22 protein-coding genes are annotated in these 23,205 nt (G+C 71.9%); 8 read left to right on the top strand and 14 right to left on the bottom strand.

Translation table 11 applies throughout. The features are described 5' to 3' along the window. Positions 1-277 precede the first annotated feature (277 nt). The 3 genes from alc to ACYVOO_RS22135 all read right to left on the bottom strand — a co-directional run bounded on the left by alc (position 278) and on the right by ACYVOO_RS22135 (position 4,562). Positions 278-1,441, bottom strand: a complete 1,164-nt coding sequence (gene alc, locus ACYVOO_RS22125; protein ID WP_461017411.1) for an allantoicase — start codon at positions 1,439-1,441, stop codon at positions 278-280. Further along, positions 1,438-2,778, bottom strand: a complete 1,341-nt coding sequence (gene allB / locus ACYVOO_RS22130; protein WP_461017412.1) for an allantoinase AllB — start codon at positions 2,776-2,778, stop codon at positions 1,438-1,440. The genes alc and allB overlap by 4 nt, the downstream gene beginning before the upstream one ends. 218 nt (positions 2,779-2,996) lie before the next feature. Further along, positions 2,997-4,562: an NCS1 family nucleobase:cation symporter-1 gene (locus tag ACYVOO_RS22135; protein ID WP_461017413.1), complete on the bottom strand. Its 1,566-nt coding sequence runs from the start codon at positions 4,560-4,562 to the stop codon at positions 2,997-2,999. A gap of 344 nt (positions 4,563-4,906) precedes the next feature. Between ACYVOO_RS22135 and ACYVOO_RS22140 the strand changes: the two genes are divergently transcribed. Next, entirely contained in the window at positions 4,907-5,725 is an 819-nt protein-coding gene (locus tag ACYVOO_RS22140) for an IclR family transcriptional regulator (RefSeq protein WP_461017414.1), read from the top strand. Between the two features lie 155 nt (positions 5,726-5,880). On the opposite strand, the gene ACYVOO_RS22145 is transcribed toward ACYVOO_RS22140, so the two are convergent. The 3 genes from ACYVOO_RS22145 to ACYVOO_RS22155 all read right to left on the bottom strand — a co-directional run bounded on the left by ACYVOO_RS22145 (position 5,881) and on the right by ACYVOO_RS22155 (position 7,047). Beyond that, entirely contained in the window at positions 5,881-6,156 is a 276-nt protein-coding gene (locus ACYVOO_RS22145; RefSeq protein WP_461017415.1) for a hypothetical protein, read from the bottom strand. Next, positions 6,153-6,533: a hypothetical protein gene (locus ACYVOO_RS22150; protein ID WP_461017416.1), complete on the bottom strand. Its 381-nt coding sequence runs from the start codon at positions 6,531-6,533 to the stop codon at positions 6,153-6,155. Before ACYVOO_RS22150 ends, ACYVOO_RS22145 begins: the two co-directional genes overlap by 4 nt. Positions 6,534-6,723: 190 nt before the next feature. Further along, complete coding sequence (locus ACYVOO_RS22155) at positions 6,724-7,047, bottom strand: DUF5955 family protein (protein ID WP_461017417.1); 324 nt, start codon at positions 7,045-7,047, stop codon at positions 6,724-6,726. Between the two features lie 211 nt (positions 7,048-7,258). On the opposite strand from ACYVOO_RS22155, the gene ACYVOO_RS22160 reads away from it, so the two are divergent. Then, positions 7,259-7,873: a nucleotidyltransferase family protein gene (locus ACYVOO_RS22160; RefSeq protein ID WP_461017418.1), complete on the top strand. Its 615-nt coding sequence runs from the start codon at positions 7,259-7,261 to the stop codon at positions 7,871-7,873. Positions 7,874-7,900: 27 nt separating this feature from the next. Here the strand turns inward: ACYVOO_RS22160 and ACYVOO_RS22165 are convergent, their stop codons facing one another. Next, positions 7,901-8,578: a DedA family protein gene (locus ACYVOO_RS22165; RefSeq protein WP_461017419.1), complete on the bottom strand. Its 678-nt coding sequence runs from the start codon at positions 8,576-8,578 to the stop codon at positions 7,901-7,903. A 131-nt stretch (positions 8,579-8,709) separates the two neighbouring features. Here ACYVOO_RS22165 and ACYVOO_RS22170 point away from each other — a divergent pair, with 131 nt between their 5' ends. From ACYVOO_RS22170 to aceB, 3 genes are all read left to right on the top strand, one after another. Then, a complete protein-coding gene (locus ACYVOO_RS22170; protein WP_453349741.1) occupies positions 8,710-9,843 on the top strand; it encodes a sensor histidine kinase in 1,134 nt (377 codons plus the stop codon). Next, positions 9,834-10,478 (top strand): response regulator, encoded by a 645-nt coding sequence (locus tag ACYVOO_RS22175; protein WP_461017420.1) that lies wholly within the window; start codon positions 9,834-9,836, stop codon positions 10,476-10,478. The genes ACYVOO_RS22170 and ACYVOO_RS22175 overlap by 10 nt, the downstream gene beginning before the upstream one ends. Before the next feature lie 271 nt (positions 10,479-10,749). After that, positions 10,750-12,369: a malate synthase A gene (gene aceB, locus ACYVOO_RS22180; protein ID WP_453349743.1), complete on the top strand. Its 1,620-nt coding sequence runs from the start codon at positions 10,750-10,752 to the stop codon at positions 12,367-12,369. A 227-nt stretch (positions 12,370-12,596) separates the two neighbouring features. On the opposite strand, the gene ACYVOO_RS22185 is transcribed toward aceB, so the two are convergent. Then, entirely contained in the window at positions 12,597-12,857 is a 261-nt protein-coding gene (locus ACYVOO_RS22185) for a ribbon-helix-helix domain-containing protein (protein WP_453349744.1), read from the bottom strand. A gap of 802 nt (positions 12,858-13,659) precedes the next feature. On the opposite strand from ACYVOO_RS22185, the gene ACYVOO_RS22190 reads away from it, so the two are divergent. Further along, positions 13,660-13,797 carry a hypothetical protein gene (locus ACYVOO_RS22190; protein WP_461017421.1) on the top strand — a complete coding sequence of 46 codons (138 nt, stop codon included), beginning with the start codon at positions 13,660-13,662 and terminating at the stop codon, positions 13,795-13,797. Positions 13,798-13,800: 3 nt separating this feature from the next. After that, complete coding sequence (locus ACYVOO_RS22195; RefSeq protein ID WP_461017422.1) at positions 13,801-14,208, top strand: hypothetical protein; 408 nt, start codon at positions 13,801-13,803, stop codon at positions 14,206-14,208. A 6-nt stretch (positions 14,209-14,214) separates the two neighbouring features. Here ACYVOO_RS22195 and ACYVOO_RS22200 read toward each other — a convergent pair whose 3' ends face one another. Then, positions 14,215-15,156, bottom strand: a complete 942-nt coding sequence (locus ACYVOO_RS22200) for an alpha/beta fold hydrolase (protein WP_461017423.1) — start codon at positions 15,154-15,156, stop codon at positions 14,215-14,217. 164 nt (positions 15,157-15,320) lie between these two features. Between ACYVOO_RS22200 and ACYVOO_RS22205 the strand changes: the two genes are divergently transcribed. Continuing rightward, complete coding sequence (locus tag ACYVOO_RS22205; protein ID WP_461017424.1) at positions 15,321-15,905, top strand: TetR/AcrR family transcriptional regulator; 585 nt, start codon at positions 15,321-15,323, stop codon at positions 15,903-15,905. A gap of 36 nt (positions 15,906-15,941) precedes the next feature. Here the strand turns inward: ACYVOO_RS22205 and ACYVOO_RS22210 are convergent, their stop codons facing one another. The 5 genes from ACYVOO_RS22210 to ACYVOO_RS22230 all read right to left on the bottom strand — a co-directional run bounded on the left by ACYVOO_RS22210 (position 15,942) and on the right by ACYVOO_RS22230 (position 23,122). After that, the gene (locus ACYVOO_RS22210; protein WP_461017425.1) at positions 15,942-17,249 is read right to left on the bottom strand and encodes a sulfite oxidase; all 1,308 of its coding nucleotides are present in this window, start codon (positions 17,247-17,249) and stop codon (positions 15,942-15,944) included. Between the two features lie 137 nt (positions 17,250-17,386). Beyond that, positions 17,387-18,907, bottom strand: a complete 1,521-nt coding sequence (locus ACYVOO_RS22215) for an arylsulfatase (protein ID WP_461017426.1) — start codon at positions 18,905-18,907, stop codon at positions 17,387-17,389. A gap of 174 nt (positions 18,908-19,081) precedes the next feature. Further along, positions 19,082-19,870: an AroM family protein gene (locus ACYVOO_RS22220; RefSeq protein WP_461017427.1), complete on the bottom strand. Its 789-nt coding sequence runs from the start codon at positions 19,868-19,870 to the stop codon at positions 19,082-19,084. A 149-nt stretch (positions 19,871-20,019) separates the two neighbouring features. Next, positions 20,020-21,753 (bottom strand): OPT/YSL family transporter, encoded by a 1,734-nt coding sequence (locus tag ACYVOO_RS22225; protein ID WP_461017428.1) that lies wholly within the window; start codon positions 21,751-21,753, stop codon positions 20,020-20,022. 379 nt (positions 21,754-22,132) lie between these two features. Further along, positions 22,133-23,122, bottom strand: coding sequence for a DUF1177 domain-containing protein (locus ACYVOO_RS22230; protein ID WP_461017429.1), 990 nt, complete (start codon positions 23,120-23,122; stop codon positions 22,133-22,135). Between the last annotated feature and the right edge of the window lie 83 nt (positions 23,123-23,205).

Genomic DNA, 23,205 nt, shown 5'->3' on the forward strand with positions numbered 1-23,205 from the left:
GTCGCCGCACCATACGACGCGCCTGCCCATCCCCAGCATTGATCCACCCACCCCAGCAAGAGCCATCAGAAACGACCTAGGGCGTGTTGCGGAAGTAGCGCCGTCCTCCCCCAGCTACCGCTGGGAGGTGCCCCCAAGGGCGGGGCCCGCGGGGTCTGGTGCGTGCGATCGCAAGGCGGAGGGTCGCCCTCGTACCGGGCGTACTCGGGTGATCCCGACAACGCAGCGAGCGTGCGTGCCAGGCCCCGCGGGCCAGGCGGGACTTCCGCAACACGCCCTACGCGCCGAGTTCCTGGTGGCGGGCCGCCACGCGGCGTGCCCCCTCGGCCGTCAGGGAGCCGTGTGCGCGCAGGCGGGCGATGCCGCCGTCGGGGTAGATGTCGAGGCGGACATGGGTGACCGCGGGAGCCGCGTCGAGCAGGAAGCGGTGCACCGTGTCGGGCTGGAGGCGGGTGCGGGGCAGCAGCTCGACCCACTCGCCGTCCTCCCCGTCCTTGCCGACGAGCGCGGCCCACCCGGCCGAGTTGCCCTTGAGGTAGCCCGTGTCGATCTCGACGGCGCGGATCTCGGCCTGCCCGGCCAGCGCGTACCGGATCCAGTCGTTGCCCTTGTCGCGGCGGCGGCGCGTCTCCCAGCCGTCGTCCATCTTGCGGGAGCGGCCGGGCTGGATGGTGTTGGTGGCCGGTGAGTAGAAGCGGTCGGAGGCGTCCTCGACGGCGCCGCCGTTCTCCAGCGCGACCAGGTCGAACGTGCCGAGCGCAGCGAGCCACTCCGGGTCGGGCGCGACCTCCCCGTGGACGCGGAGGCGCGCGATGCCCCCGTCGGGGTGCTGGTTGACGCGGAGGTGGGTGAAGCGCTGTTCGGCGGTCACCTCGAAGCCGTTGGCGGCGTGGCCGCCGATGACGGTCCTGGGGACGATGACCGTCCACTTGACGTCGTCGGCGAGCAGCTCCTCCGGCGAGGGCGAACCGGGCACCGAGGTGGCCTCGATGGAGACGGCCTGCGGGTAGTTGCCGCGGAAGTGGGCCGTGTCCACGACGATGCCCCGGATGACGCCGGGGGCGCCGAGCCGCACGAGGGCCCAGTCGTGGTCCTCGTCCTTCGGGTGCGGCACGTCGGCCGAGACGCCGCGGCGGCGCCGGGTCTCCCAGCCGTCCATGATCTTGCCCTTGTGCCCGAAGTGCTCGGGGTCGAACTCGGCGCGCTCCGGCTTGAGGAGGTTCTCGCGCTCGGCGAAGAACTCGTCGTTGGCCGCGATCACGCCCGCGCCGAGCCTGCGGTCCGCGAGGTCGGCGAGGTGGGTGAAGGGCAGCTCTGCGCTGCGGTAGTCGGCGTAGGGGTCGCCGCCGCCGTACGGGTTCGCGTCACCGGTGAAGGTGGCGATGCCGGAGGTCCCCGGGGTGCCAGGGGTGCCGGGGGTTCCGGTGGTCGCCGCGGTCATGCGCTGGTCCTCTCGATCAGTCGGCCGGTCTTGTCCGTCAGGCGCCCGTGCTCCGCGATGCGCTCTCCGCGCAGCCAGGTGGAGCGCACGACGCCGTGCAGTGTCCTGCCCGCGTAGGCGGTGACCCGGTTGCGGTGGTGGAGGCCCGCCGGGTCCACGGTGAAGGTCTCTTCGGGCGCGAGGACGGCGAAGTCCGCGTCGCGGCCCGCCTCGATGGCGCCCTTGTGCTCCAGGCCCGCGAGCCGGGCCGGGCCCGCCGACATCCAGCGCACGACGTCCTCCAGGCTCTGCCCGCGCTCGCGCGCCGCCGACCAGATGACGGGCAGGCCGAGCTGGAGCGAGGAGATGCCGCCCCAGGCGGTGCCGAAGTCGGGGGTCTTGAGGTCCGCTGTGCAGGGCGAGTGGTCGGAGACGACGCAGTCGACGGTGCCGTCGGCCAGCGCCTGCCAGAGCGCGTCCTGGTTCTCCCGCTCGCGGATGGGCGGGCAGCACTTGAACTCCGTCGCACCGTCCGGCACCTCCTCGGCGGTGAGGGTGAGGAAGTGCGGGCAGGTCTCGACGGTGATCCGCACACCCTCGCGCCGCGCGTCGGCGATCATCGGCAGCGCGTCGCTGGAGGAGAGGTGCAGTACGTGCACCCGTGATCCGTAGCGCTTGGCGAGGTCGATGAGCAGGCCGATGGCGTCGTTCTCCGCGGCGCGGGGGCGGGAGGCGAGGAAGTGCTTGTAGGCGCCGCCGCCGCGCTGCGGGGCCGAGGCGAGGTGGGCCGGGTCCTCGGCGTGCACGATGAGCAGCCCGTCGAAGCCCGCGATCTCGGCGACGGCGGCCTCCAGTTCGGCGGCCGCCAGCTCGGGGAACTCCTCGACGCCTGAGGGCGACAGGAAGCACTTGAAGCCGAAGACCCCGGCCTCGTGGAGGGGCCGCAGGTCCTTGACGTTGCCGGGGATGGCGCCGCCCCAGAAGCCGGTGTCGATGTGCGCCTTGGACCGGGCGACCTCCTGCTTGACGCGCAGGTTCCCGACGGTGGTGGTGGGGGGCAGCGAGTTGAGCGGCATGTCGATGAGGGTGGTGATGCCGCCCGCCGCCGCCGCTGCCGTGGCGGTGTAGAAGCCCTCCCACTCGGTGCGGCCCGGGTCGTTGACGTGGACGTGTGTGTCCACGAGCCCCGGGAGCAGCACGTCGTCGCCGACGTCCTCCAGCCGTGCGCCCCGCGGCACCTCGGCGTCATGGGGGAGCACGGCCGTGATGCGTCCGTCGGCCACGGCCACGGATGCGGCGCGGGTGCCCTCGGGGGTGATGACGCGCGTCGAGCGCAGTACGAGCTGTGCGTCGGCCAACTCGGCCCCTCCTCCTGATGTCGCGCGCTGACGCCGCACGGCCGGTACGGCCACGGAGCGACGGGAGAGGGCCGCCGCTCGGTGCTGTGCGTGCTCCTCGACGGCCGGTCCGCGTCGTCGTCCGGACGCGCCGTCCGAGCGCGTCTTCCGGAGGGTTTCTTCCGGAGTGCGGAATCAACTTTCTGTTGAGGGAGTCTTCACCTCCGCACCCGGCTCCGTCAAGACCCCTCGGTCAGGCCCGCGTGCTCCGCCCGCTCTCCCGACGTACCCTCCTGAGCTGCGCCGACCCGCGAGGGCAGCACCTCGTGGGCCAGCTCCCCGTGCTCGCGCCGGTGCGCCGAGAGCGCGTAGTAGAGGCCGCCACCGAGGAGCAGTCCGACGATCCACGAGAAGGGGGCCACGGCCGAGAACGCGGGCACCAGGGCCAGCACCGCGCAGACCGCGGCCGAGGGCACGAAGGCGGCGACGGCGCGCATGTTGTAGCCGCGACGGTAGTGGTACGCGCCCCCCGGATCGGCGGTGAAGAGGGCGTCCACGTCGATCCTGCCGCGCCGGATCAGGTAGTAGTCGACGAGCAGCACGGCGACCAGCGGCCCGAGGAAGGCGCCGAGCGCGCCCAGGAAGTACTGGATGATCACCGGGCTGGAGTACAGCTTCCAGGGCATGACCACGATCGCCAGCAGGGCCGTGACCATGCCGCCGCGCTTGAAGTCGAGGTACTTGGGCGCGAGGTTGGCGAAGTCGTAGGCGGGCGAGACGAAGTTGGCGACGACGTTGATGCCGACCGTGGCGATCATGAAGGAGACCGCGCCGATCACCGTCACCCACGGGTTGTCGATGCGGTGGATGACCTCGACCGGGTCGGAGATGGCCTCGCCGAACACCGAGACCGTACCCGCCGTCATCAGCACCGCGGCCACGGCGAAGGCGGTGAAGTTGACCGGCAGGCCCCACAGGTTGCCGCGCCGGTAGGAGCGGTGGTCGGGCGTGAAGCGGGCGAAGTCGGCGTAGTTGAGCGCCAGCGTGAGGAACGTGGCCACCGTGAGCGCGACCGCGACGGCGCTCTGGTGGAACTGCTCCCCCGCGCTCAGCCCGGTCAGCGACCTCGTCAGCGAGATGTCCCCGCCCGCCTTCACCAGCAGCCACCCGGCCAGCGCCAGCATGACCACCCACACCACGGGCCCGGTGGCGAAGTCCTGGACCCTGCGGATGAACTCCATGCCGCGCGTGAGCAGCAGCGCCTGGAGGCCCCACATCACCAGGAACGAGATCCAGCCCAGCGTCGTCTGCCCCAGGAAGCCACCCGTGTCCAGTCCGGCGAGCGAGGGCGCGACCTGGATGCCGAGCAGCACCAGCGCCTTGGACGCCAGCCAGGTCTGGATGCCGTACCAGGCGACGGCCATCACGGCGCGCAGCAGCGCGGGGATGTTGGCGCCGTATATCCCCCAGCTCGCCCGCGCCAGTACGGGGAACGGCACGCCGGTGCGGTGTCCGGCGTGGCCCATCCTGTTCATGAACCACTGGAGCACGAGGACGCCGACGAGCAGCGACAGGAAGACCTCCCAGGCCGGGAGGCCGATCACGAAGAGACTGGCGGCGAAGGCGTAGTTGCTGATGGCGTGGGTGTCGGACATCCACATCGCGAAGATCGAGTACGTCCCCCACCTGCGCTCGGCCGCGGGCGCGGGCGCGAGGTCGGCGTTGTGAAGGCGCGGGTCCGGATCCGGGGCGGGGCCGGGGCCGGGAGTGCGGACGGCGGGGTCCGGCTGGAGAGACGTCGCCACGTGGGTACCTTCCGTCAAGCGGACAGTCCGGGCTCCGGGGGTGCCGTGGGTCCGGGATTCCGCACGACGGTGCACCTGAGCCGTTACGGACCCATTGCGCCGCCGTTGCCACCAGGTCAGCCCGCGGAGCCGCACACGGCCGATGTGGAGGTTTCCATAAAATGGAACTCGTATTTCGGATGAGGGATGTACCAACAGCCACTGGTGCACGCGCGCTGAGGCCCCCGATCCGGCCCTTCATGGGGACAAACCGGCCGTGACCGGCCACAACGCTGTGGCGAGAGCCATGTGGCCCGCGATCCGGGCCGGTAGCATGCGCCACACCCGCAGGAAAGGAACGCGACGTGCCGCCGTCCGCCGAGCGAAAGCCCACCACCTCAGCCGCCCCTGCCACGACGACCGCCTCCACGGGCGGTGTCCAGTCGCTGGAGCGCGCCTTCGACCTGCTGGAACGGATGGCGGACGCCGGGGGCGAGGTCGGTCTGAGCGAGCTGTCCAGCAGCAGCGGGCTCCCGCTGCCCACCATCCACCGCCTGATGCGCACCCTCGTCGCCTGCGGCTACGTGCGCCAGCAGCCCAACCGGCGCTACGCGCTGGGCCCGCGCCTCATCCGTCTCGGCGAGAGCGCGTCGCGCCTGCTGGGCACCTGGGCGCGCCCGTACCTCGCGCGGCTGGTCGAGGAGACCGGCGAGACGGCGAACATGGCGCTGCTCGACGGCGACGAGGTCGTCTACGTCGCACAGGTGCCGTCCCGCCACTCGATGCGGATGTTCACCGAGGTGGGGCGGCGCGTGCTGCCGCACTCCACAGGGGTGGGCAAGGTGCTGCTCGCGCACACCCCGCCCGAGGAGGTGCGCGCGCTCCTCACCCGTACGGGGATGCCCGCGGCCACCGAGAAGACGATCACCACGCCCGACGGCTTCCTGCACGCGCTGGAGCAGGTCAGGGACGCGGGATACGCGGTGGACGACAACGAGCAGGAGATCGGCGTGCGCTGCATCGCGGTCTCCGTGCCCGACTCCCCGACCGCCGCGGCGATCTCCATCTCGGGCCCCGCCGGGCGGGTCACGGACGCGGCGACGGACAAGTTCGTGCCGCTGCTCCACGAGGTCGCACAGGACCTCTCGACGGCCCTGGCGAACACGAACGCCAACCCGGCCTGACGGGCGGGGCGGTCGGCGGGACAGGGCCGGTCGGCCCGGAACGGGACCGGCCGGCCGGTCAGCGACGGCTCATGCAGCCCTGCAACGTCAGCCGCTCGAACTCGGACAGCACAATCGGCTCCAGCAGACCTCTGACAGCCGCCCCCGTCACCTCACTAGGAACCGCCACCCGCCAGCGCGTTCTGCACCGACACGATGTACACCACCCGCCGCACCCGGTACTCCATGAACCACACCATCCACGGGCCCTCCGCGAACGACTGCAACGGAGCGCTCCCCGCCGCGCCCGGCAACGGCTCCCCGACATGCTTCACCGCAGCGGCATCCGCCAAGCGACGGGCGATCCGCTCCACCTCAGCCCGCGAACCCGGCGATAAACCGTCCAACACCTCGCCCGGAGACGAGAGGAAGTCCCAGGACCACTCACTCACCCCGACACTCCACTGGTCCTGGCTGCCGAAGCCACAGCCAGCAGCTTGCCGACCTGTTCCGCTGCGCGCCGGGCCTCTTCCGTTGAAGGAGCTCGGTCCACCGCGGCCTCCAGTTCGTGGAGGTGGGCAGCCCGCGCCGGGAACCGGTGCATCTCCACCCACACCCCCCAGCGGTGCAGAAACGTGTGCATCGGCACCGTGGAATCCGTCTGCACAGCCTCTTGCCACGCGGCGCGAAACTCCTGCTCGAACTCGGCCGCCGCCACTAGATCCAGACGCTTCACCGCAATCCGCAACGCCGCCTCTGTCGACGGCGGCATCTCGAAAATGGCCTCGTCCCAGGCCCAACCAGAAGGCTCGACAGGCTGCGCAGACATCAGACGCCTCCAAGGCAGATCAGGCTCCAACGGGCTGCCAGTCTGCCCCACCAACCCCAGAGGGCGAGGCCGACTCGACAAACGATCAGGCACCGGGACCGCCCGCCTCTCGCAGCACGGCAACGACAGCCTCTGGAGTGGTCCCCGCACAAACGGGTGCGGGCCGAACGGCGAGGCAGTGTCCACACGCTCAGCCGGTGCGCGGGGGCTCGCCGAAGAGTTCGACGGCGTTGCGCACATCCGCGAGCGCGGCGGCCAGCGCGCTGACCGACCCGACCGCGGCGGCGACCAGAAGCAGCGACTGCCGCAGCCTCGTCACCTCGGGAACGCCCGCGCCCGCCATCGCACCGAGCGCGTCGAGCGCGTCCTCGGCGGCCTCTCTGTCGCGTAAGTCGGCGGGGTAGGAGTCCAGTTCACGCCGCAGTCTCGTCACGGCCCGGCCCAGCTCGGAAACCCGCGGGTCCACCGCGCTGTCCGTGACCGCCCCCTGCTCCGCGGCGCCGCTGCGCACCACTGCTCGTTCCCCCCACACCGGGACCGTTCCCCTCTCCTCGCGACGACGGGCCGAACGCCCGCAACAGTAAACGCCACTCTCCGCGCATCACGCCACACGGAGGGCAAGATTCACGGCGTGATTTGTGCCTCGGGCAACAAAGGCAACCAGACTTCACCAGATCACCTCAGGTACTCCGCCGGGGCGCGACGCCATGCGGTATGCAGGAGCCATGACGGACACGAACGGGACGGCGCCGCTGGTCGCGGGGCTGCTGCTCGCCGCCGGAGGCGGGCGGCGGCTCGGCGGCAGGCCGAAGGCGCTGCTGCCGCACCACGGCCGCCCGCTGGTCGAGCACGCGGTGCGGGCACTGCGCGACGGGGGCTGCGGCACGGTGCACATCGTGCTCGGCGCGGCGGCGCGCGAGGTGCGGGAGCGCGCCGCGCTGGAGGGCTGTGTGCTGCTGGACAACCCGGACTGGGCCGAGGGCATGGGCGGTTCGCTGCGCCTCGGCCTCGGCTCCCTCGCCGCCACGGGCGCCGAAGCGGCCCTGGTCTCACTGGTGGACCAGCCGGGGGTGGGCGCGGAAGCCGTCGCCCGCGTCCGCGCCGCGTACCGCTCGCCCGGTTCGCTCGCCGCCGCCGCTTACGGGGGACGGCGCGGGCACCCCGTCCTCGTCGGCGCCGGACACTGGGCGGGGGTGGCGGCGGGCGCCGCCGGTGACCAGGGGGCCCGCACGTATCTGCGGGAGCACGCGGACGCGCTCGCGCTGGTGGAGTGCGGTGACATCGCCGACCCCGGCGACATCGACACCCCGGAGGACCTGTCGCGGCTCGGCGGCCCGTGAGCCCCGCACGGGCGGACGCCCCCGGCGTCAGCGCCCGCGACGGCCCGGCTCGGCCTCCCTGTCCCGGTCGGCCTCCGCGTCCCGCCCCTTCGGCGCCCGCCGCTTGCCGCCCCCGGCGCGCAGCGCCCGCAGTACGACGAAGGCGACCACCGCGAGCACGGCCGCCCCGAGCACGACCTTGGAGTAGAGCCCCACGTACTCGGTGATCCGGTGCCACTGCGCGCCGAGCCCGTACCCGGCGAGGATGAAGATGCTGTTCCACAGCAGGCTGCCGAGCCCCGTCAGCACCAGGAACACGGGCAGCCGCATCCGCTCCACGCCGGCCGGGACCGAGATCAGGCTGCGGAAGATGGGGATCATGCGCCCGAAGAACACCGCCTTGGTGCCGTGCCGCGCGAACCACGCCTCCGTCTTCTCGATGTCCGAGACCTTCAGCAGCGGCAGCTTCGCCGCCAGCGCGACGGTGCGCTCCCGGCCGAGGACCGCGCCCACCCCGTAGAGGGCGAGGGCCCCGACGAGCGAGCCGACCGTCGTCCAGATGATCGCGGCGACCAGGCTCATCCCGCCCTTGTGCGCGGTGAAGCCCGCCAGCGGAAGGATCACTTCGCTGGGGAGCGGCGGGAAGAGGTTCTCCAGCGCGATGGCGATACCAGCGCCGACCGCGCCCAGAGAACTCATGAGGCCGGTGGCCCATTCTTCGATCATGCGGCAAGCCTAAGAACACCGGCTGTGCGGCGCCAAAGTGCTCTCCGTACATTCCCTGTGCGGCCGACCGCAGCTCCGGGGTGCGGAGAACCGCAGTACGCGCGGGCGGCACGCGCGGCTAGCGTGATGGCATGCGAGGGGTGCTGCGCCGTGGCGCGATGACCGCGGCCGGTGTGGCGACAGGGACCGCGACGGCCGTCGTGGAGCTGGTCTTCCTGCTGGTCGTGGGGGTGTCCTGGCTGCCGCGGCGGGCCGTGCCCGCGCCCGTGCTGCGCGGCGCCGAGCGGCTGGTGCGCCTGGAGCGGCGCAGGCTCGCGCGGTACTTCGCGGTGGAGGCGGGCTCGGACGAGGCACCGGCGCGTGCGCTGCACTACCTCGCGGCCCGCTGGACGGCGGGGCTGCTCGGCGGCCTGGTGCTGGCGACGGTCGTGGCGGGCGCGCTCTACGGCACCGTGCTCACCTGGGTGTGGATCTTCTCCCCCGTCGACGACCCGTGGACGCTGGTCTCGTCCGACGTCGGCGGCCTGTTCCTGCTCTTCCTCGGCGTGCAGGGCATGTACGCGGTGGTCTCGCTGGAGGACCGTCTCGCGCGGCGCTTCCTGGGGCCGAGCGAGCAGGAGCTGCTCCAGCGGCGGATCTCCGAGCTGGCCGCGAGCCGCGCGGCCGTCGTGGAGGCGGTGCACGACGAGCGGCGCCGCATCGAGCGGTATCTGCACGACGGCCTGCAACAGCGGCTGGTGGCCCTGGGCATGCTGCTGGGCCGGGCCAGGCGCGCGGAGGGCGGTGAGGACAGTGCCCGCTCCTCGCTGCTGCTGCGCCAGGCGCACGAGGAGAGCCGCCGGGCGCTGGAGGAACTACGGGAGGTGGCCTGGAGGGTGTATCCGTCGGTGCTGGACGAGGCGGGGCTGCGCGCGGCCCTGGAGACGGTGGCGGAGCGCTCGGGCGGGATGCCCGTGCGCCTGGAGTACGGCTTGACGGAGGAGCCGGGGGACGCCGTCCGTACGGCGGCGTACTTCGTGGTGTGCGAGGCGGTGACGAACGCGGTCAAGCACGCGGGCGCCTCCGGGGTGACGGTGCGGGTCCGGCAGGAGAACGGGAGGCTCAGCGTGCGGGTGGAGGACGACGGGTGCGGCGGTGCCGACCCCTCGGCGGGCGGCGGGCTGCTGGGCCTGGCCCGCAGGCTGGCGGCACTGGACGGCACCCTGACCGTGACCAGCCCGCCCGGCGGGCCCACGGCCGTGACGGCGGAGCTGCCGTGCGCGTAGTGCTGGCCGACGACTCGATCCTGCTGCGCGAGGGCCTGGCGCGGCTGCTGGCCGACGAGGGCCATGAGATCACCGCCGCCGTCGGGGACGCGGAGGCGCTGCTGAAGGCGGTGGCGGCCGATCCGCCCGACGTGGCGGTGATCGACGTACGGATGCCGCCCACCCACTCCGACGAGGGGCTGCGCGCGGCGCTGCGCATCCGCGAGGCGTGGCCACGGGTGGGGGTGCTGGTGCTGTCGCAGTACGTGGAGAAGCGGTACGCGGCCCGGCTGCTGGGCGAGAACTCGGAGGCCGTCGGCTATCTGCTGAAGGACCGGGTCGTCGAGATCGACGAGTTCCTGGACGCGCTGGAGCGGGTGGGCGCGGGCCGTACGGCCTTCGACCCCGAGGTCGTACGGCAGTTGGTCGCGCGCAGCACCCACACCGATCCGCTCCAGCGGCTGACCCCGCGCGAGCGCGACGTGCTGGACCTGATGGCGCAGGGGCACACGAACGCGGCCATCGCGGAGCGGCTCCATGTCTCGCGGAGCGCCGTCGAGAAGCACAGCAACGCGCTCTTCGACAAGTTGGGGCTCGCGAGCGGTGAGGGCTACAGCCGACGGGTACTCGCGGTGCTGCGGTACCTCGGTTCGTGACCGGCCCCAGGGCGGCTCCGGCCGCGTGCTGTGACGAGGGTGGCACTGCGCGCCACCGCGCGGCACTCTCGGCCCGTGTGAGATATCTCGACGTCAACAAACTATTGAAGTTCCACTATGAGGAAACTACTCTCCACTGGTCAGAAGCGCCCGCACGCGCCGACGGCGTCCGGCGCCGTGTTCCGGGGTACCGCGGACGGCGCGGCACCCCGTGCCGCGACGCAGCGAACCGGCGGCCGTAAGGCACCGCCCGATGAAGGAGTGACACACCATGTCCGCACCAGCGCCGTCCCCGCTGGCCATCGTCGACGCAGCGCCCGTGGAGCGTCAGGGGGAGGTGCTGACCGACGCCGCCCTCACCTTCCTGGCCGAGCTGCACCGCCGGTTCACGCCGCGCCGTGACGAGCTGCTGGCCAAGCGCGCCGAGCGCCGGGACGAGATAGCCCGCACCTCCACGCTGGACTTCCTCCCGGAGACCGCGCACATCCGCGAGGGCGACTGGCAGGTGGCGCCCTCTCCCGAGGCGCTCGACGACCGCAGGGTGGAGATCACCGGTCCGACCGACCGGAAGATGACCATCAACGCGCTCAACTCCGGTGCCAAGGTGTGGCTCGCCGACTTCGAGGACGCCTCGGCCCCCACCTGGGAGAACGTCGTCGGCGGCCAGCTCAACCTCATCGACGCCTACGAGCGCCGCATCGACTTCACCGACGAGCGCTCCGGCAAGTCGTACGCGCTGCGCCCCGCCGATGAGCTGGCCACCGTCGTGACCCGCCCGCGCGGCTGGCACCTGGACGAGCGCCACCTCCAGCTCGACGGGAAGCCGGTGCCCGGAGCGCTCGTCGACTTCGGCCTCTACTTCTTCCACAACGCGCAGCGCCTGCTCGACCTCGGCAAGGGCCCGTACTTCTACCTGCCCAAGACCGAGTCGCACCTCGAGGCGCGGCTGTGGAACGAGGTGTTCGTCTTCGCGCAGGACTACTGCGGCATACCCCAGGGCACCATCCGCGCCACGGTCCTGATCGAGACGATCACCGCTGCGTACGAGATGGAGGAGATCCTCTACGAGCTGCGCGACCACGCCTCCGGGCTGAACGCGGGCCGCTGGGACTACCTGTTCTCGATCGTCAAGAACTTCCGCGACGGCGGCGAGAAGTTCGTCCTCCCCGACCGCAACGCCATCACCATGACGGCGCCGTTCATGCGCGCGTACACCGAGCTGCTCGTGCGCACCTGCCACAAGCGCGGCGCGCACGCGATCGGCGGCATGGCGGCCTTCATCCCCAACCGGCGGGACCCCGAGGCCAACGAGAAGGCCATGGAGAAGGTCAGGAACGACAAGGACCGCGAGGCGGGCGACGGCTTCGACGGCTCCTGGGTCGCCCACCCCGACCTGGTGCCGATCGCCAAGAAGTCCTTCGACGCGGTGCTCGGCGACCGTCCGAACCAGAAGGAAAAACTGCGCGAGGACGTGCACGTCACCGCCGCCGACCTGATCGCCGTCGACACACTGGAGGCCAAGCCCACCTACGACGGGCTGGTCAACGCCGTGCAGGTCGGCATCCGTTACATCGAGGCGTGGCTGCGCGGCCTGGGCGCCGTCGCCATCTTCGGCCTGATGGAGGACGCGGCGACGGCCGAGATCTCGCGCTCGCAGATCTGGCAGTGGGTCGACGCGGGCGTCGTCCTCGACAACGGCGAGAAGGTCACCCCCGAGCTGGTCCGCGAGGTCGCTGCCCGGGATCTCGCGGAGATCCGCGAAGAGGTCGGCCAGGAGGCGTTCGACGGCGGCCAGTGGCAGCAGGCGCACGACCTGCTGCTGCGGGTGGGTCTCGACGAGACCTACGAGGCGTTCCTGACGCTGCCCGCCTACGAGCAACTGCGGGGCTGAGCACCGCACGCATCGGCACAAGAGCGCGCCGTGGCACGGGAGGACTCCCGTGCCACGGCGCGTTTCGCTGTGTCGAGGTCCCCGTCGAAGCGCTCACGCGTGGGATCGGACCGGGGGGTGGCTGGGCGAGCAGGGCCGGGCGGAGAAAGAGCTATGGCAAACCACGAAGCATGAACGGCACGGATTCGCTCGGCATCACTCGGGCGGCGTCACTCGGGCGAGAGGGCTCAGACGAGCCAGAGCTGACGGACGGACTTGCCGTCACGCGACTTCAGCAGAACCTCACTGCCATCGGCCGTCTCCCGTTCCACCAGATCGAGGAGCGCGACCGCTCGCCTGACCGTCTCCGTGATCGAGATCCCCTTGTGCTCCTTGTACCACCGCAGCCTCGCAGCCGTGTCTTCATTGATGTTCACACTGAGTCGGGTGATCGATGGCTCGGACTGCGTCCTCACCGCGGCATCGGTATCAGTCGAATTCTCGGGCATGCCAAGGCTCCTTGAATAGAGGTGTCGCTCACGCAGACCTGGACACGGCAAAGTCCGGGCTTCACCTCTCAGCGTCGATGCCGGAGGCCCCCGAACGGCTCTGTGTGAATGAGTCAGCGCCTTCCCGCACATATGACCGAAGCAACCGGCGACGGCCGGTCCCGCGTGGTCCCCCGCGAGGATGCGGTATCAGCGATGGCCCAACCGGCCCATCGGGCGAGATCAAGGGCGCGTAAATGACCCATACGAAACTCCCCCCTACGCGGGCCGGGTGGAACCGGATACCGACATCATGCAGCGATGAACACCCGATGTCAAGGGAATCATCACGGCAGGCACATCGAGTACGCATCCGATGTGTACCCAGTACACCTCGTTTCCACACTGGATGTGGAAAATGATCACATCACATGTGCTACGATCTGGCCCAAGCGCCGCTTGGGTGCCTACGAGCCGCTCTGGCCGGGCCCCATCGGTGGCGACCATCGGAGGGGGCACCCTGCATGGCGACCGATCAGAACTCCGCATTCGAGGTACTGCACAACGGTGCCTGGCGGTTCGTCACGCCATTTCAGGAGTGGCACAACGAACGAGTTCACGTGCGGACTCTCGAACGGGCCTCACGTGAAAGGGAGCTGGCCACTCAGAACAGCGTCACCGCCATACTCGTGAAACACCAGGGACAGCGGAAGGGAAAGGGCGAGTTCGAAGAGGACTTCCCACCACCCGCGCACGAGGAAACCTGCGGTTTCGGTCCACCGCGCCCCGTGCGTATCTGCATGTGCCGGCGAGGTGAGCACGAGTGACCACAGCGGACCGCCCTCCCCCGCCCACCGTCCCCACCGTCCTGTGGGAGGACGAAATCCCCTCGACGGACGAGAGTTTCCTGCGCATCGGCCCCGAGGTCCCCCTGCCGCACAGCCGCGAAGAGGACGAATAGCACGTGGACACATTCGCGGAGGACGAAGTGCCCGACAGCGGCGCCGTCTATCTCCTGAGAACACCGGTAGGCCGGACCCCGGACGACAGCAGGGGCGCCACGGACTCCACGGACCCGCTCGCGGAGGAATTCGTCGAGGACGAGGATCCCGCACCCCCGTCCCGCGCTGCCGTGCGCGAGGGAAAACCGCAGAAGATCCTCGACGAGACGCGCCGCACACTGGCGGTCGGCATGCTGTGGCTCGTCGCGGCCATCGCTCTGCTGCCCACGCTCGCCCTCGTCCTCGCGCACTGGACCCACTTCAGCATCGAGGCGTACCGCGAACTGAGCCTCGTGTTCACCCCGGTCGTGGCCCTCGCCAGCGCCGCCTTCGGCTTCTTCTTCGCGAGCGACGAGCGACGCCCGTTCTAGGGGCTGTCAGTCCTCGTCGGCGATGAAGTCCGCTATCGCGGCGGCGACGGCTTCGGGCTGCTCGTCGGGGATGAAGTGCCCGGCGCCGGGCACGACGACGCGGGTGGTGTGGTCGGCCCACGGGCTGATGGAGGCCGCCATGTCCGGAATGGAGCCGTGGCTGCTGGAGATCCCGAGGACCGGCACGGTCAAGTGCCGCCGATCGAGCGCCTCGCGGTTCTTGCGCGCCGACTCCGCGGCGTCCCGGTAGTACGCGAGGGAAGCGCGCAGACCGCCGTCGGCGGCGACGGCCGCCGCGTAGTGGTCGATCTCGGCGTCGTCGAACGTGCCGGGAGACAGGGTCTTCGCCCTCAGGAACCAGCCGACGTACTCGCGCTCGCGGCCTGCGAGCAGCGTCTCGGGCAGGTCGGGCACGGTGTGGAACGCGAAATGCCAGGTCTTCCACGCGCGGTCCGGGTCGGTGGGAATCGCCTCCGGGAGGGTGATACCGGGAATTCCGGCATCGAGCAGAGCGACCCGGCGCAGCCGGCTCTCGAAGTTGAGGGCGAGGGAGAAGGCGACCCAGGCGCCGACGTCGTGGGCGGCCAGGGAGTAGGACGACACCCCGAGCGCCCGCACGGCGGCGTGGACGTGCGCGGCGACCGTGTGCGTGTCGTAGCCGCGCTCCGGGCGCTCGGAGTGGCCCTGGCCCGGCAGGTCGAGCGCGATGACGTGGAACCGGCGGGTGAGGCCGGGCATCACCTTTCGCCAGGCCCACCAGGTCTGCGGGAATCCGGCGAGCAGGACGACGGCCGGGCCGTCGGGGCGTCCGCCTTCGACGGCATGGAGGCGGACGCCGTCCGCGTCGACCCAGCGGTGGGTGAATCCGTCCAGCTGCCGCAGGGGCAGGTCGCGGACGGGGTTGTCGCTTTCGGAGGCGTGCGGGGTGCTGGTTGCCTGGCTGGTCACGGGGACCCTCCATCGGTGTCACGTGTGCGGTCGGGGCGGTGTGGCTGACGGCGGGCGGCGGTCATGACCACGCTTGAAGACTACACATCTTGAACCGATCAGTTCAAGATAGAATGGCGCACGACACAGCACGGACCATCGACGCGACGGCAAGGAAGTACCGCGTGGCAGGCAAGAAGCAGTTCGACATGGACACGGCGCTCGACGCCGCGATGATCCAGTTCTGGCGCGACGGCTACGCCGACACCTCACTGGACGACTTGTCCCGGGCGACCGGCCTGAACCGCAGTTCCATCTACTCCTCCCTCGGCGGCAAGGACACGCTCTTCCTGCGCTGCCTGGATCTCTACGCCGCGCGCTACGGCGCGAAGTACGACGCCGCCCTGTCGTGTGCGGCCTCGGAACCCGTTGCCGCCGTCCGCGCGTTCTTCGACGTCACCCTCGACCGCATCGCCGATCCCGGACTGCCCGACGGATGTCTGATCGCCCAGTCGGCCATGGCGGTCCCCGTGCTGAGTCCGGCCGTCGCGGAGCACGCCAAGCAGGCGCTCGGCTCCCAGCGCCTGCGCCTGCTCAACGCGCTCAAGACCGGCCGGCTGACCGACCAGGAGGCCGAGGGCTTCGCCGTACACGCGGCGGCCGTGAACCAGTCGCTCGCCGTCATGAGCAGGGCGGGGGCCAGCCCGGCGCAGCTCCTGGCCATCGTGGACGTGACCGTGGACGCGCTGTCGCGGGCGTTGCGCGCGTAACGGCCCGCCCCCGTCCCTGCCTCCGCCCCGCTCCGCTCACGTCACCGTCACGGGGTGGCGGATCACCGCGTCGAAGAGGTAGCCCTGCTCGTTGTGGACCGAGGTCGCGGGCTGGGTCGTACCGCGTACGTCCGTCGCGCGGGCCAGCAGCCGCGTACGGCCCTTCGCCGTGGGGCGCCAGCTCACCGACCAGCGCGACCAGTTGTCGGCCCGGGGCCGGTCGAGCAGCCGCGCGGGCGCCCAGTGCGCGCCGTCGTCCGTGCTGACCTCCACCCCGGCGATGCCCCCGCCGCCCGACCAGGAGCGGCCCGTGAGGAGGTGGGTGCGCCCCGCGCGCAGCTCGGCGTCCAAGGGCAGTTCGAAGGCGCTCTTCAGCGTCTGCCGGGTCAGCGGGGCACTGCCCTCCGGCGGGTAGGCGGACCCGAACAGCCGGTAGAGGACGGTGTTCCACGGCGAGTACAGCGGCTCGGCCGACACCTCGATGTCGCCCACCCACTTCACCGACGCGATCCCCACCCAGGAGGGCGCCAGGACGCGGACGGGGAAACCGTGGTCGTACGGGAGGGGCTCCCCGTTCATCTCGTACGCGAGGAGCACGTCGTCCAGCGCCTTCGCCACCGGCATCGGCCTGCGCACCCGGCCGTAGGACGTGCCGTCGTCCGTCACATACGCGTCGTCCAGGCCGCGCGGCATCACGTCCACGGCGCGCCGGGTGATCCCGGCCCTGCGCAGCACCTCCCCGAGCCGCACCCCGCGCCAGCGGGCGTTGCCGACGGCGCCGGTGCCCCAGGGGGTGCCGGAGACGGGCTCGCCCTGCTGGGTGGCGTAGAAGCTGCGGGCGTTGCCCGCGCACTCGACGAACGCGCCGCACTCGGTGGCGGGCAGCGCGCGCAGCTCGTCGAGCCCGAACTCCCGCTCACCGCCGTCCAGCCCGCTGCCCCACACGCGCAGGCTCCAGGTGGCCGGATCGAGGACGGGCGTGGAGGTGTGGTTGCGAACGAAGAAACGGTCGGCCGGTGTGTGCGGGCCCGTACCGCGCAGGGCCTGGAAGCGCGTCTCGGCGTTGGTGCCGTGGACGGTGAACAGGTCGGGAGGCAGCGGCTTCACGATGCCGGGGGCTGCGGCGGGGCGCGCCGTGGGGACGTCGGGGGCGGCCTGAGCTGCGGCGACGGCCGGGGACGGCAACGCCGTCGGCAGCGCGACGGCGGCACCGGCCGCCGCGCCCAGCCTCAGCAGATCGCGCCGCGCGACGCCCTCGGCGCGGGCCTCGCCCGCCAGCCACTGGCGGAGTCTGCTGCGGTCGTAGGCACCTTCGTCGACAGGAGTCCTGGGGAACCGTGACATGGAGTCGATGATGGCGCCGGGGACCGCCGGAAACCATTGAGACAGCGTGAACTTCACGCCGTTCTGACCCGGTCCTGGCATGCGGGGCGCGGCGCGCCGGAGGCCGCTGCGCTGACGGGACGTTGACGCGACGCCCGCTAGACCTCGGCCCCCTCCAGCGCGCCGCTCCTGGGCCGGTCCGACCAGGCGCGGCGCATCCGCCTCACCATGCGGTCGGCCACTTCGGGGTGGCGGGCCGCGAGGTCGTGGCGTTCGCCGGGGTCCTCGCGCAGGTCGTACAGCTCGACGTCCCACTCGTCGTCCGGCACCAGGCGGTCCCGCCCCGGAGCGAAGCGGACCGCCTTCCAGTCGTCCTGCCGCAGCGCCTCGCAGACCGTGTTGCCGCGCCCCTTGTCGACGGCGTCGGCCCGGGGCGTGCTGATGGGGTCGTTCCGGTACCAGTAGAGGTACGAGTGCGACTTCGGGGTGCCCCTGGACCCGTCGATCAGCGGCGCGGCCGACAGCCCGTCGATGCCGCCGGGGGCCCGCGCCCCGCCCAGGTGCGCGAGGGTGGGCAGCATGTCGATGAGCGGCGTCGGGCGGTCGCTGCTGCCGCCCGCCGCGATACGGCCGGGCGACCAGGCGAGGAGCGGCACCCGGATGCCGCCCTCGTAGAGGTTGCGCTTGTAGCCGCGCAGCGGCCCCTTCCCGACGAACAGGTCAGGGTCCGTGCCGCCCTCCTCGTGGGGCCCGTTGTCGCTGGTGAAGAGGAGGACCGTGTCCTTCTCGATGCCCTCGCGGCGCAGCGCGTCCACGATCATGCCGACCGTCGCGTCCAGGTGCCCGACCTGCGCCGCGTGCGCCTTGTCGGCCCGGCTCCAGCCCCGCTCCTCCTCGTACGCGGCGGCGTAGGGGCCCGAGTGCGGCGCGCGGCTCGGCGCGTGGGGCGAGTTCGGCGTGAGGTAGAGGAGGAACGGCTCGTCGGCGTGCCTGCGGATGAAGTCCAGCGCCCTGCGCCGGAACAGGTCGGGCGCGTAGGTGGTGCGCCGTTCCAGCGTGTTGCCGGGGAGCGAGGCGCGCTCGCCGTTGTCCCAGAGGTAGGCCGGGTAGTAGTCGTGGGCCTGGTGGTGCGTGAGGTATCCGTAGAACTCGTCGAAGCCCCGGCTGTTCGGGTGGCTGGGCTGGTCCGGCACCTCGGGCCCGAAGCCCCACTTGCCGACGCACCCGGTGCGGTAGCCGCGCTCCCTCAGCACCTCGGCGAAGGTGGTGTCGGCGTCGCCGAGCGCACCCTGGGCTCCGTTGAAGGGGTTCTGGCGGACGCGGGCGTGGCCCGCGTGCATGCCCGTCAGCAGGGAGCAGCGCGAGGGGGCGCAGACGGCGGCGGCCGCGTACGCCTGCGTGAACCGCATCCCCTCCGCCGCCACCTCGTCGAGGCGCGGGGTCTTGATGAGACGCTGCCCGTACGCGCCCAGCTCCCGCTGGCCCAGGTCGTCGGCGACGACGAGCACGATGTTGGGGCGGCGGCGGCCGAGCGGGTCGGCCTCGTACGGGCCTGAGCCGGAGCCTGGGCCCGGCGAACCGTCACCTCCGGTCATGGCCGCCACGGAAGCGGTGAGCCCGCCGAGCCCGAGTGCCGCCGCTGATCCGGCGAGAAACTGACGGCGGCTGGTGACGTTCAACGGAGGGACTCCTTCGGGCAACGTTCTGGTCGCCCATGTTCACGCATGTCCCTTGCCGGACGGTGAAGTTCCTGTGATTCGCCCTCACCCCGATGTCACCCTCCCGTGGCCCAAGGGTTCCCCGTGACGGGTGGTTCCGGAGGGGTGCTTACGAGAGGCCGAGGGGGCGCCGCGTCAGACGCCAGGTGCGGTGACGGGTCCCGTGGCGGTGGCGGTGGCGACCTCGGACGCGAGGCGGACGGCGAGGGCGCGCGCCAGCAGGACGGGGTGCCCGGGGCCGACGGCGGCGCACGCGGCGGCCCGCATCGCCTCGGTGTAACCGATGCAGTCCAGTACGAGCCACCTGCTGCCGCCCGCGACCAGCCGCCCGGCCGCCTCGGCGACACGTGCCGCCGCGTCCTCCCCGTACGGGTCCGCGGGCTCGACGCGCACCGGCCCCTCCAGCAGCCGCGCCCAGCGCCGCCCGACGTCCTCCCGCTGCGCGGGCAGCGGGCACACGATCCCGACCGGCTCGGCGCCCACGACGGCGCGCACGCCCTGCTGCACGAGCGGCTCGGCGTAGAGCAGGGGCCAGGCCGAGGGCACGGAGGGGAAGTTGCCGGTGCAGAGCAGCAGCGTGGCCCCGGCGCCGTCCGCCTCGCAGCGCGCGACGGCGTCCCGCATGCGCGGGGCGAGCGCGTCGTGCCCCAGCACGACGGACGAGCCGTCCCGCAGCCGCGAGATGAGGGGCGCCTCCCCCTCGACGGGTCCCACCTCACGACGCGTACGGTTCGCCTCCGCTTCAGTCCCGTCGAACCGGTCCAGGTCGAGCGCCCCGTGCTCGACCGCGCGCACCCCGGTGAGCAGCGGTGCGATGTCCCCGGTCAGGTCCGTCCTGGGCGCCTGCCCGATGGTGACCAGCCCCAGGAGGGGGTGGCCGGGCGTGGGCGCTGCGGCCGTACGGGAGGCGTCGGGTGCGGGCATGGGGCGGGGGCTCCTTCGCTTGGTGCGGGTGGACGGGAGTGAGGCGAGGCGGGGCGGGGGTGACGGCTGACGTTTGACGAAATCTGTTATCTGAAATCTGTTATCCGATAACTGACATCTGTTATCCGTCACATGAAAGCCGTCAGCCGTCACACCGCCTTGTAGATCTGGCTCACGTCGTTGATCGAGCTGCCCGCGACCAGACCGGCGCCGATCAGCGCGAGGTCGTTGTCCGCGGCTTCGCCCGCCGCGCGGACCTCCTCGCCCTCACTGTCACGGGTGGCGGCGGCCTGTTCGGCCTTGCGCCTGCGGTAGCGCCCGTAGACCACGCGGATCGCGAGTGCGGCCAGCACCAGCCAGCCCGCCTGCGGGGTCGCGACGAGCAGGCCCGTGGCGAGGAGGACGCCCATCTGCCGCGAGGAGCCGCCGAGCAGCTGGACCAGCGCGCCGGGGATCGCCCACAGCGCCATCATCGTGAGGGCGTGGCCGTCGGTGAGGCCCGCCTTGATGGTGTCGACGTAGACCTGTGCGACGGGCGGGACCCGGCCGTCGGAGAAGAACGGCTTCCAGGCGATCATCACGACCACGATGGCGACGGCGAAGCCGACGAGCTGCGCCAGGTACTGCTGGCGGCGCCCGGCCATCTCGTACGGGTGCCAGGGCACGGCGCCCTTGCGCAGCAGCCATCCGGCCTTGAAGTCGAAGCCGACGTCGGCGAAGGCGGGCCCGGTGGAGGCCGCGTAGCCGACCAGCAGCGCGAGCGGCACCATCGGGATGCCCAGGACGAGCCCGAGGATCAGGAAGATCAGGGTGACGGCGAAGGCGGGGAACCAGCCGGAGTGCATGGCGGCCAGTCCGACGATGAGCTGGTGCACCAGCGCAGCGAACCCGGCGAGCACCACCCAGCCGACGAGTCCGGCGCCGCTCATGTCGGCGGTGACGCCGCCGATGAGGGCGATGAGGACGGCGCCGACGAGGAAGAGGACGAGGCCCTCCAGGAGGCCGCGGCGCAGGCGTCGGGCGTCGACGGTGCGGGACGAGGCGTCGAACGTGTCGGGGGCGCCGGGCCCCGCACCCACGCCCGCTCCCGCACCGGCACCCGCCTTCGCCTTCGCGGCCTTGCGCCCCTTGCGGTCACGCATCATCAGGACGGCCTGCACCAGGGCCACCAGGCCCGCGCCGATCATGACGCCGTGCGGCACGTAGTTGGCGGCGAGGTCCACGTCCAGGACGGTCGGCGCGTACTGCGCCACCAGCAGGCCGACCCCGAACATCAGCAGGGCCCAGATGTTGCCGAGGAACGCCACGCCCGCCGCGCTCATCGGCAGCTTGAAGAGCGAGCCGACGAAACCGATGACGGCGCTGACGCCGAGGAGCCTGGCCTTGTGGCCGCCCTCGTCGCCCGCCTTGATCGTCTCGGCCGCCGCGATGCCCGCTGGCCACGCGGCGGAGGCGGGCAGCAGTCGGGAGTCGAAGACGCGGTAGAGCACCCAGCTGTCGACGGCGAGCCCGATGACGGCGCCGCCCAGCATCGGCCACACCAGGTCGGGCCGTCCGAGGAGGAAGGGGACCGCGATGGGTGTGATGAGGGAGTTGGCGGCGGCGAAGGTGGAACCCGAGATCGCGGACTGCACCAGGTTCTGGCGCTGCGGATCGCGCATCCGCGACAGCGCGGCGAACGAGATGCGCCCGATCAGCATGGCGATGAGGGCGCCGATGACCGAGGTGTTGGGCGCGATGCCGAGGGTGGTGATCAGCACGAGGCCGATGACCGAGCCGAGCACGGAGAGCACGATCGTCACGACGAGCGTGACGGGCTCGAAGGCTCTGGGGTGGCGGCCCTCGGTGGGCGTTGCGGCCGGGGTGGCCGAGGTCTGACTCATGGGGAACTCCGTCGGCGGGAGTGGGGCTCGGCCCGGGCGCTTCGCTGGGTCCAGGCGGGGTGTGTGTAGCGGTCGGAGACCAGGGTGGGAACCGGGATCGGTCCGGGGCCGGGGCCCCAGTCGATCACCCGGGCCGCGCGGGAGCGGCCAACCAGGCCGGTGCCGGCCGGGCGCGCGACCCGTGGGGGCCGTCGGCCGGGAGGACCGTGGCCCGTCCGGGCCGTCGGAACCGTCGAGAGAACCGGAAGGACCGGGAGGACCAGAAGGACCGGGAGGACCGGAAGGACCGGGAGGACCAGAAGGACCGGGAGGACCGGGAGGACCGGGAGGACCGTCGGGCCGGGCCGCCGCAGGGGGGGGCCGCGGCGGCCCGGCCGTCTCAGCCCTCGGCTCCGGCGGAGGACTGGAGCCGGGTCATGTCGCCGTACAGTCCGACGAGGCGGGCGAACTCGTCGGCGTCGTGGAAGCGGACCACGCCCCGCCCGAACTCCTTCGCCGTCTCGGTCGCGAACCGTCCGGCCGCCGCGATGTCGGTCTCGTGGCTGGCGCCCGTCGCGCAGCCCGCGACGGCGCTGCCCGTCGTCAGCGCGAGGCCGACGACGGGTGCGTCGGTGGCCACGCACGGCTGCATGATCGAGTTGATGTGGTGCACGCCGTTGCCGTACGGGGTGATGTCCTGCGTGGTGATCGGGAGGACGTGCGCCGCCTCGCCCGTGACCGTCTCCAGCACCCCGAGCAGGTCGTCGCTGACGCGCAGGATCCAGCCCTCCTTGACGGTGGGCGAGAGGGCGATGCCGCGGTGGTTGAGCAACCGGTTGCCCTTGGTGGTGTCGATGGAGACGACGGCGTCCATGGCCGGGTCGATCTCCTCGCGGTTGCAGTCGAGGATCGACACCGGAGAGTCCATGAAGGGCACCGGGTCGTGGGGGCGCGTGGGCGCGTCCGGGCACACGTGGGTGCTGAGGACGACGTCGCCTTCGAGGACGTCGCCGCGCCCGTACATGTCGAGCAGCTTGGCAGCGGCCGAGAGCGCGGCGACCGCGCCGTCCGCGTCGGAGACGATGCCGACGCGCTCGGGGCGCGCCCCGACGCCGCCGAGCCGGCCGAGGATGCCGAGGGTCGGCGCGTCGCCGCCCGCGAGCTTGCCGCGGCTGCCGGGGACGACGACCTTGACGAAGTCGGTGCCGCCCTGGGCCCCCTCGACGCGGGTGACGGTGATCTCGGGCTTCGCGGCGGGGGTCCCGCCTGAGACGCCGTCGGCCGTCTCCGCCGCCGTCTCCAGTACGGACCGGAGGTGGTCCGCGAGGAGAGCGCCGCTGGTGCGCGGCCGGTCGAGGAGTTCGATCACTTCGAGGACGTGCTTGAGCACGGGGGCTCCTTGGTGCGCGGTGGTGCGGGTCCGGGGAGCGGCGGAGGTGTACGTCCGGGGCTCCCCCGACGTCCCGGAGGCCA

This window comes from Streptomyces daliensis, from assembly GCF_054782395.1.

What these genes read in the sequence shown, in the direction of transcription:
- alc (WP_461017411.1), bottom strand. Translation starts at nt 1,441, where the DNA reads ATGACCGCGGCGACCACCGGAACCCCCGGCACCCCTGGCACCCCGGGG.
- ACYVOO_RS22150 (WP_461017416.1), bottom strand. Translation starts at nt 6,533, where the DNA reads ATGTCTGCGCAGCCTGTCGAGCCTTCTGGTTGGGCCTGGGACGAGGCC.
- ACYVOO_RS22160 (WP_461017418.1), top strand. Translation starts at nt 7,259, where the DNA reads ATGACGGACACGAACGGGACGGCGCCGCTGGTCGCGGGGCTGCTGCTC.
- ACYVOO_RS22165 (WP_461017419.1), bottom strand. Translation starts at nt 8,578, where the DNA reads ATGATCGAAGAATGGGCCACCGGCCTCATGAGTTCTCTGGGCGCGGTC.
- ACYVOO_RS22170 (WP_453349741.1), top strand. Translation starts at nt 8,710, where the DNA reads ATGCGAGGGGTGCTGCGCCGTGGCGCGATGACCGCGGCCGGTGTGGCG.
- aceB (WP_453349743.1), top strand. Translation starts at nt 10,750, where the DNA reads ATGTCCGCACCAGCGCCGTCCCCGCTGGCCATCGTCGACGCAGCGCCC.
- ACYVOO_RS22185 (WP_453349744.1), bottom strand. Translation starts at nt 12,857, where the DNA reads ATGCCCGAGAATTCGACTGATACCGATGCCGCGGTGAGGACGCAGTCC.
- ACYVOO_RS22210 (WP_461017425.1), bottom strand. Translation starts at nt 17,249, where the DNA reads ATGTCACGGTTCCCCAGGACTCCTGTCGACGAAGGTGCCTACGACCGC.
- ACYVOO_RS22220 (WP_461017427.1), bottom strand. Translation starts at nt 19,870, where the DNA reads ATGCCCGCACCCGACGCCTCCCGTACGGCCGCAGCGCCCACGCCCGGC.
- ACYVOO_RS22225 (WP_461017428.1), bottom strand. Translation starts at nt 21,753, where the DNA reads ATGAGTCAGACCTCGGCCACCCCGGCCGCAACGCCCACCGAGGGCCGC.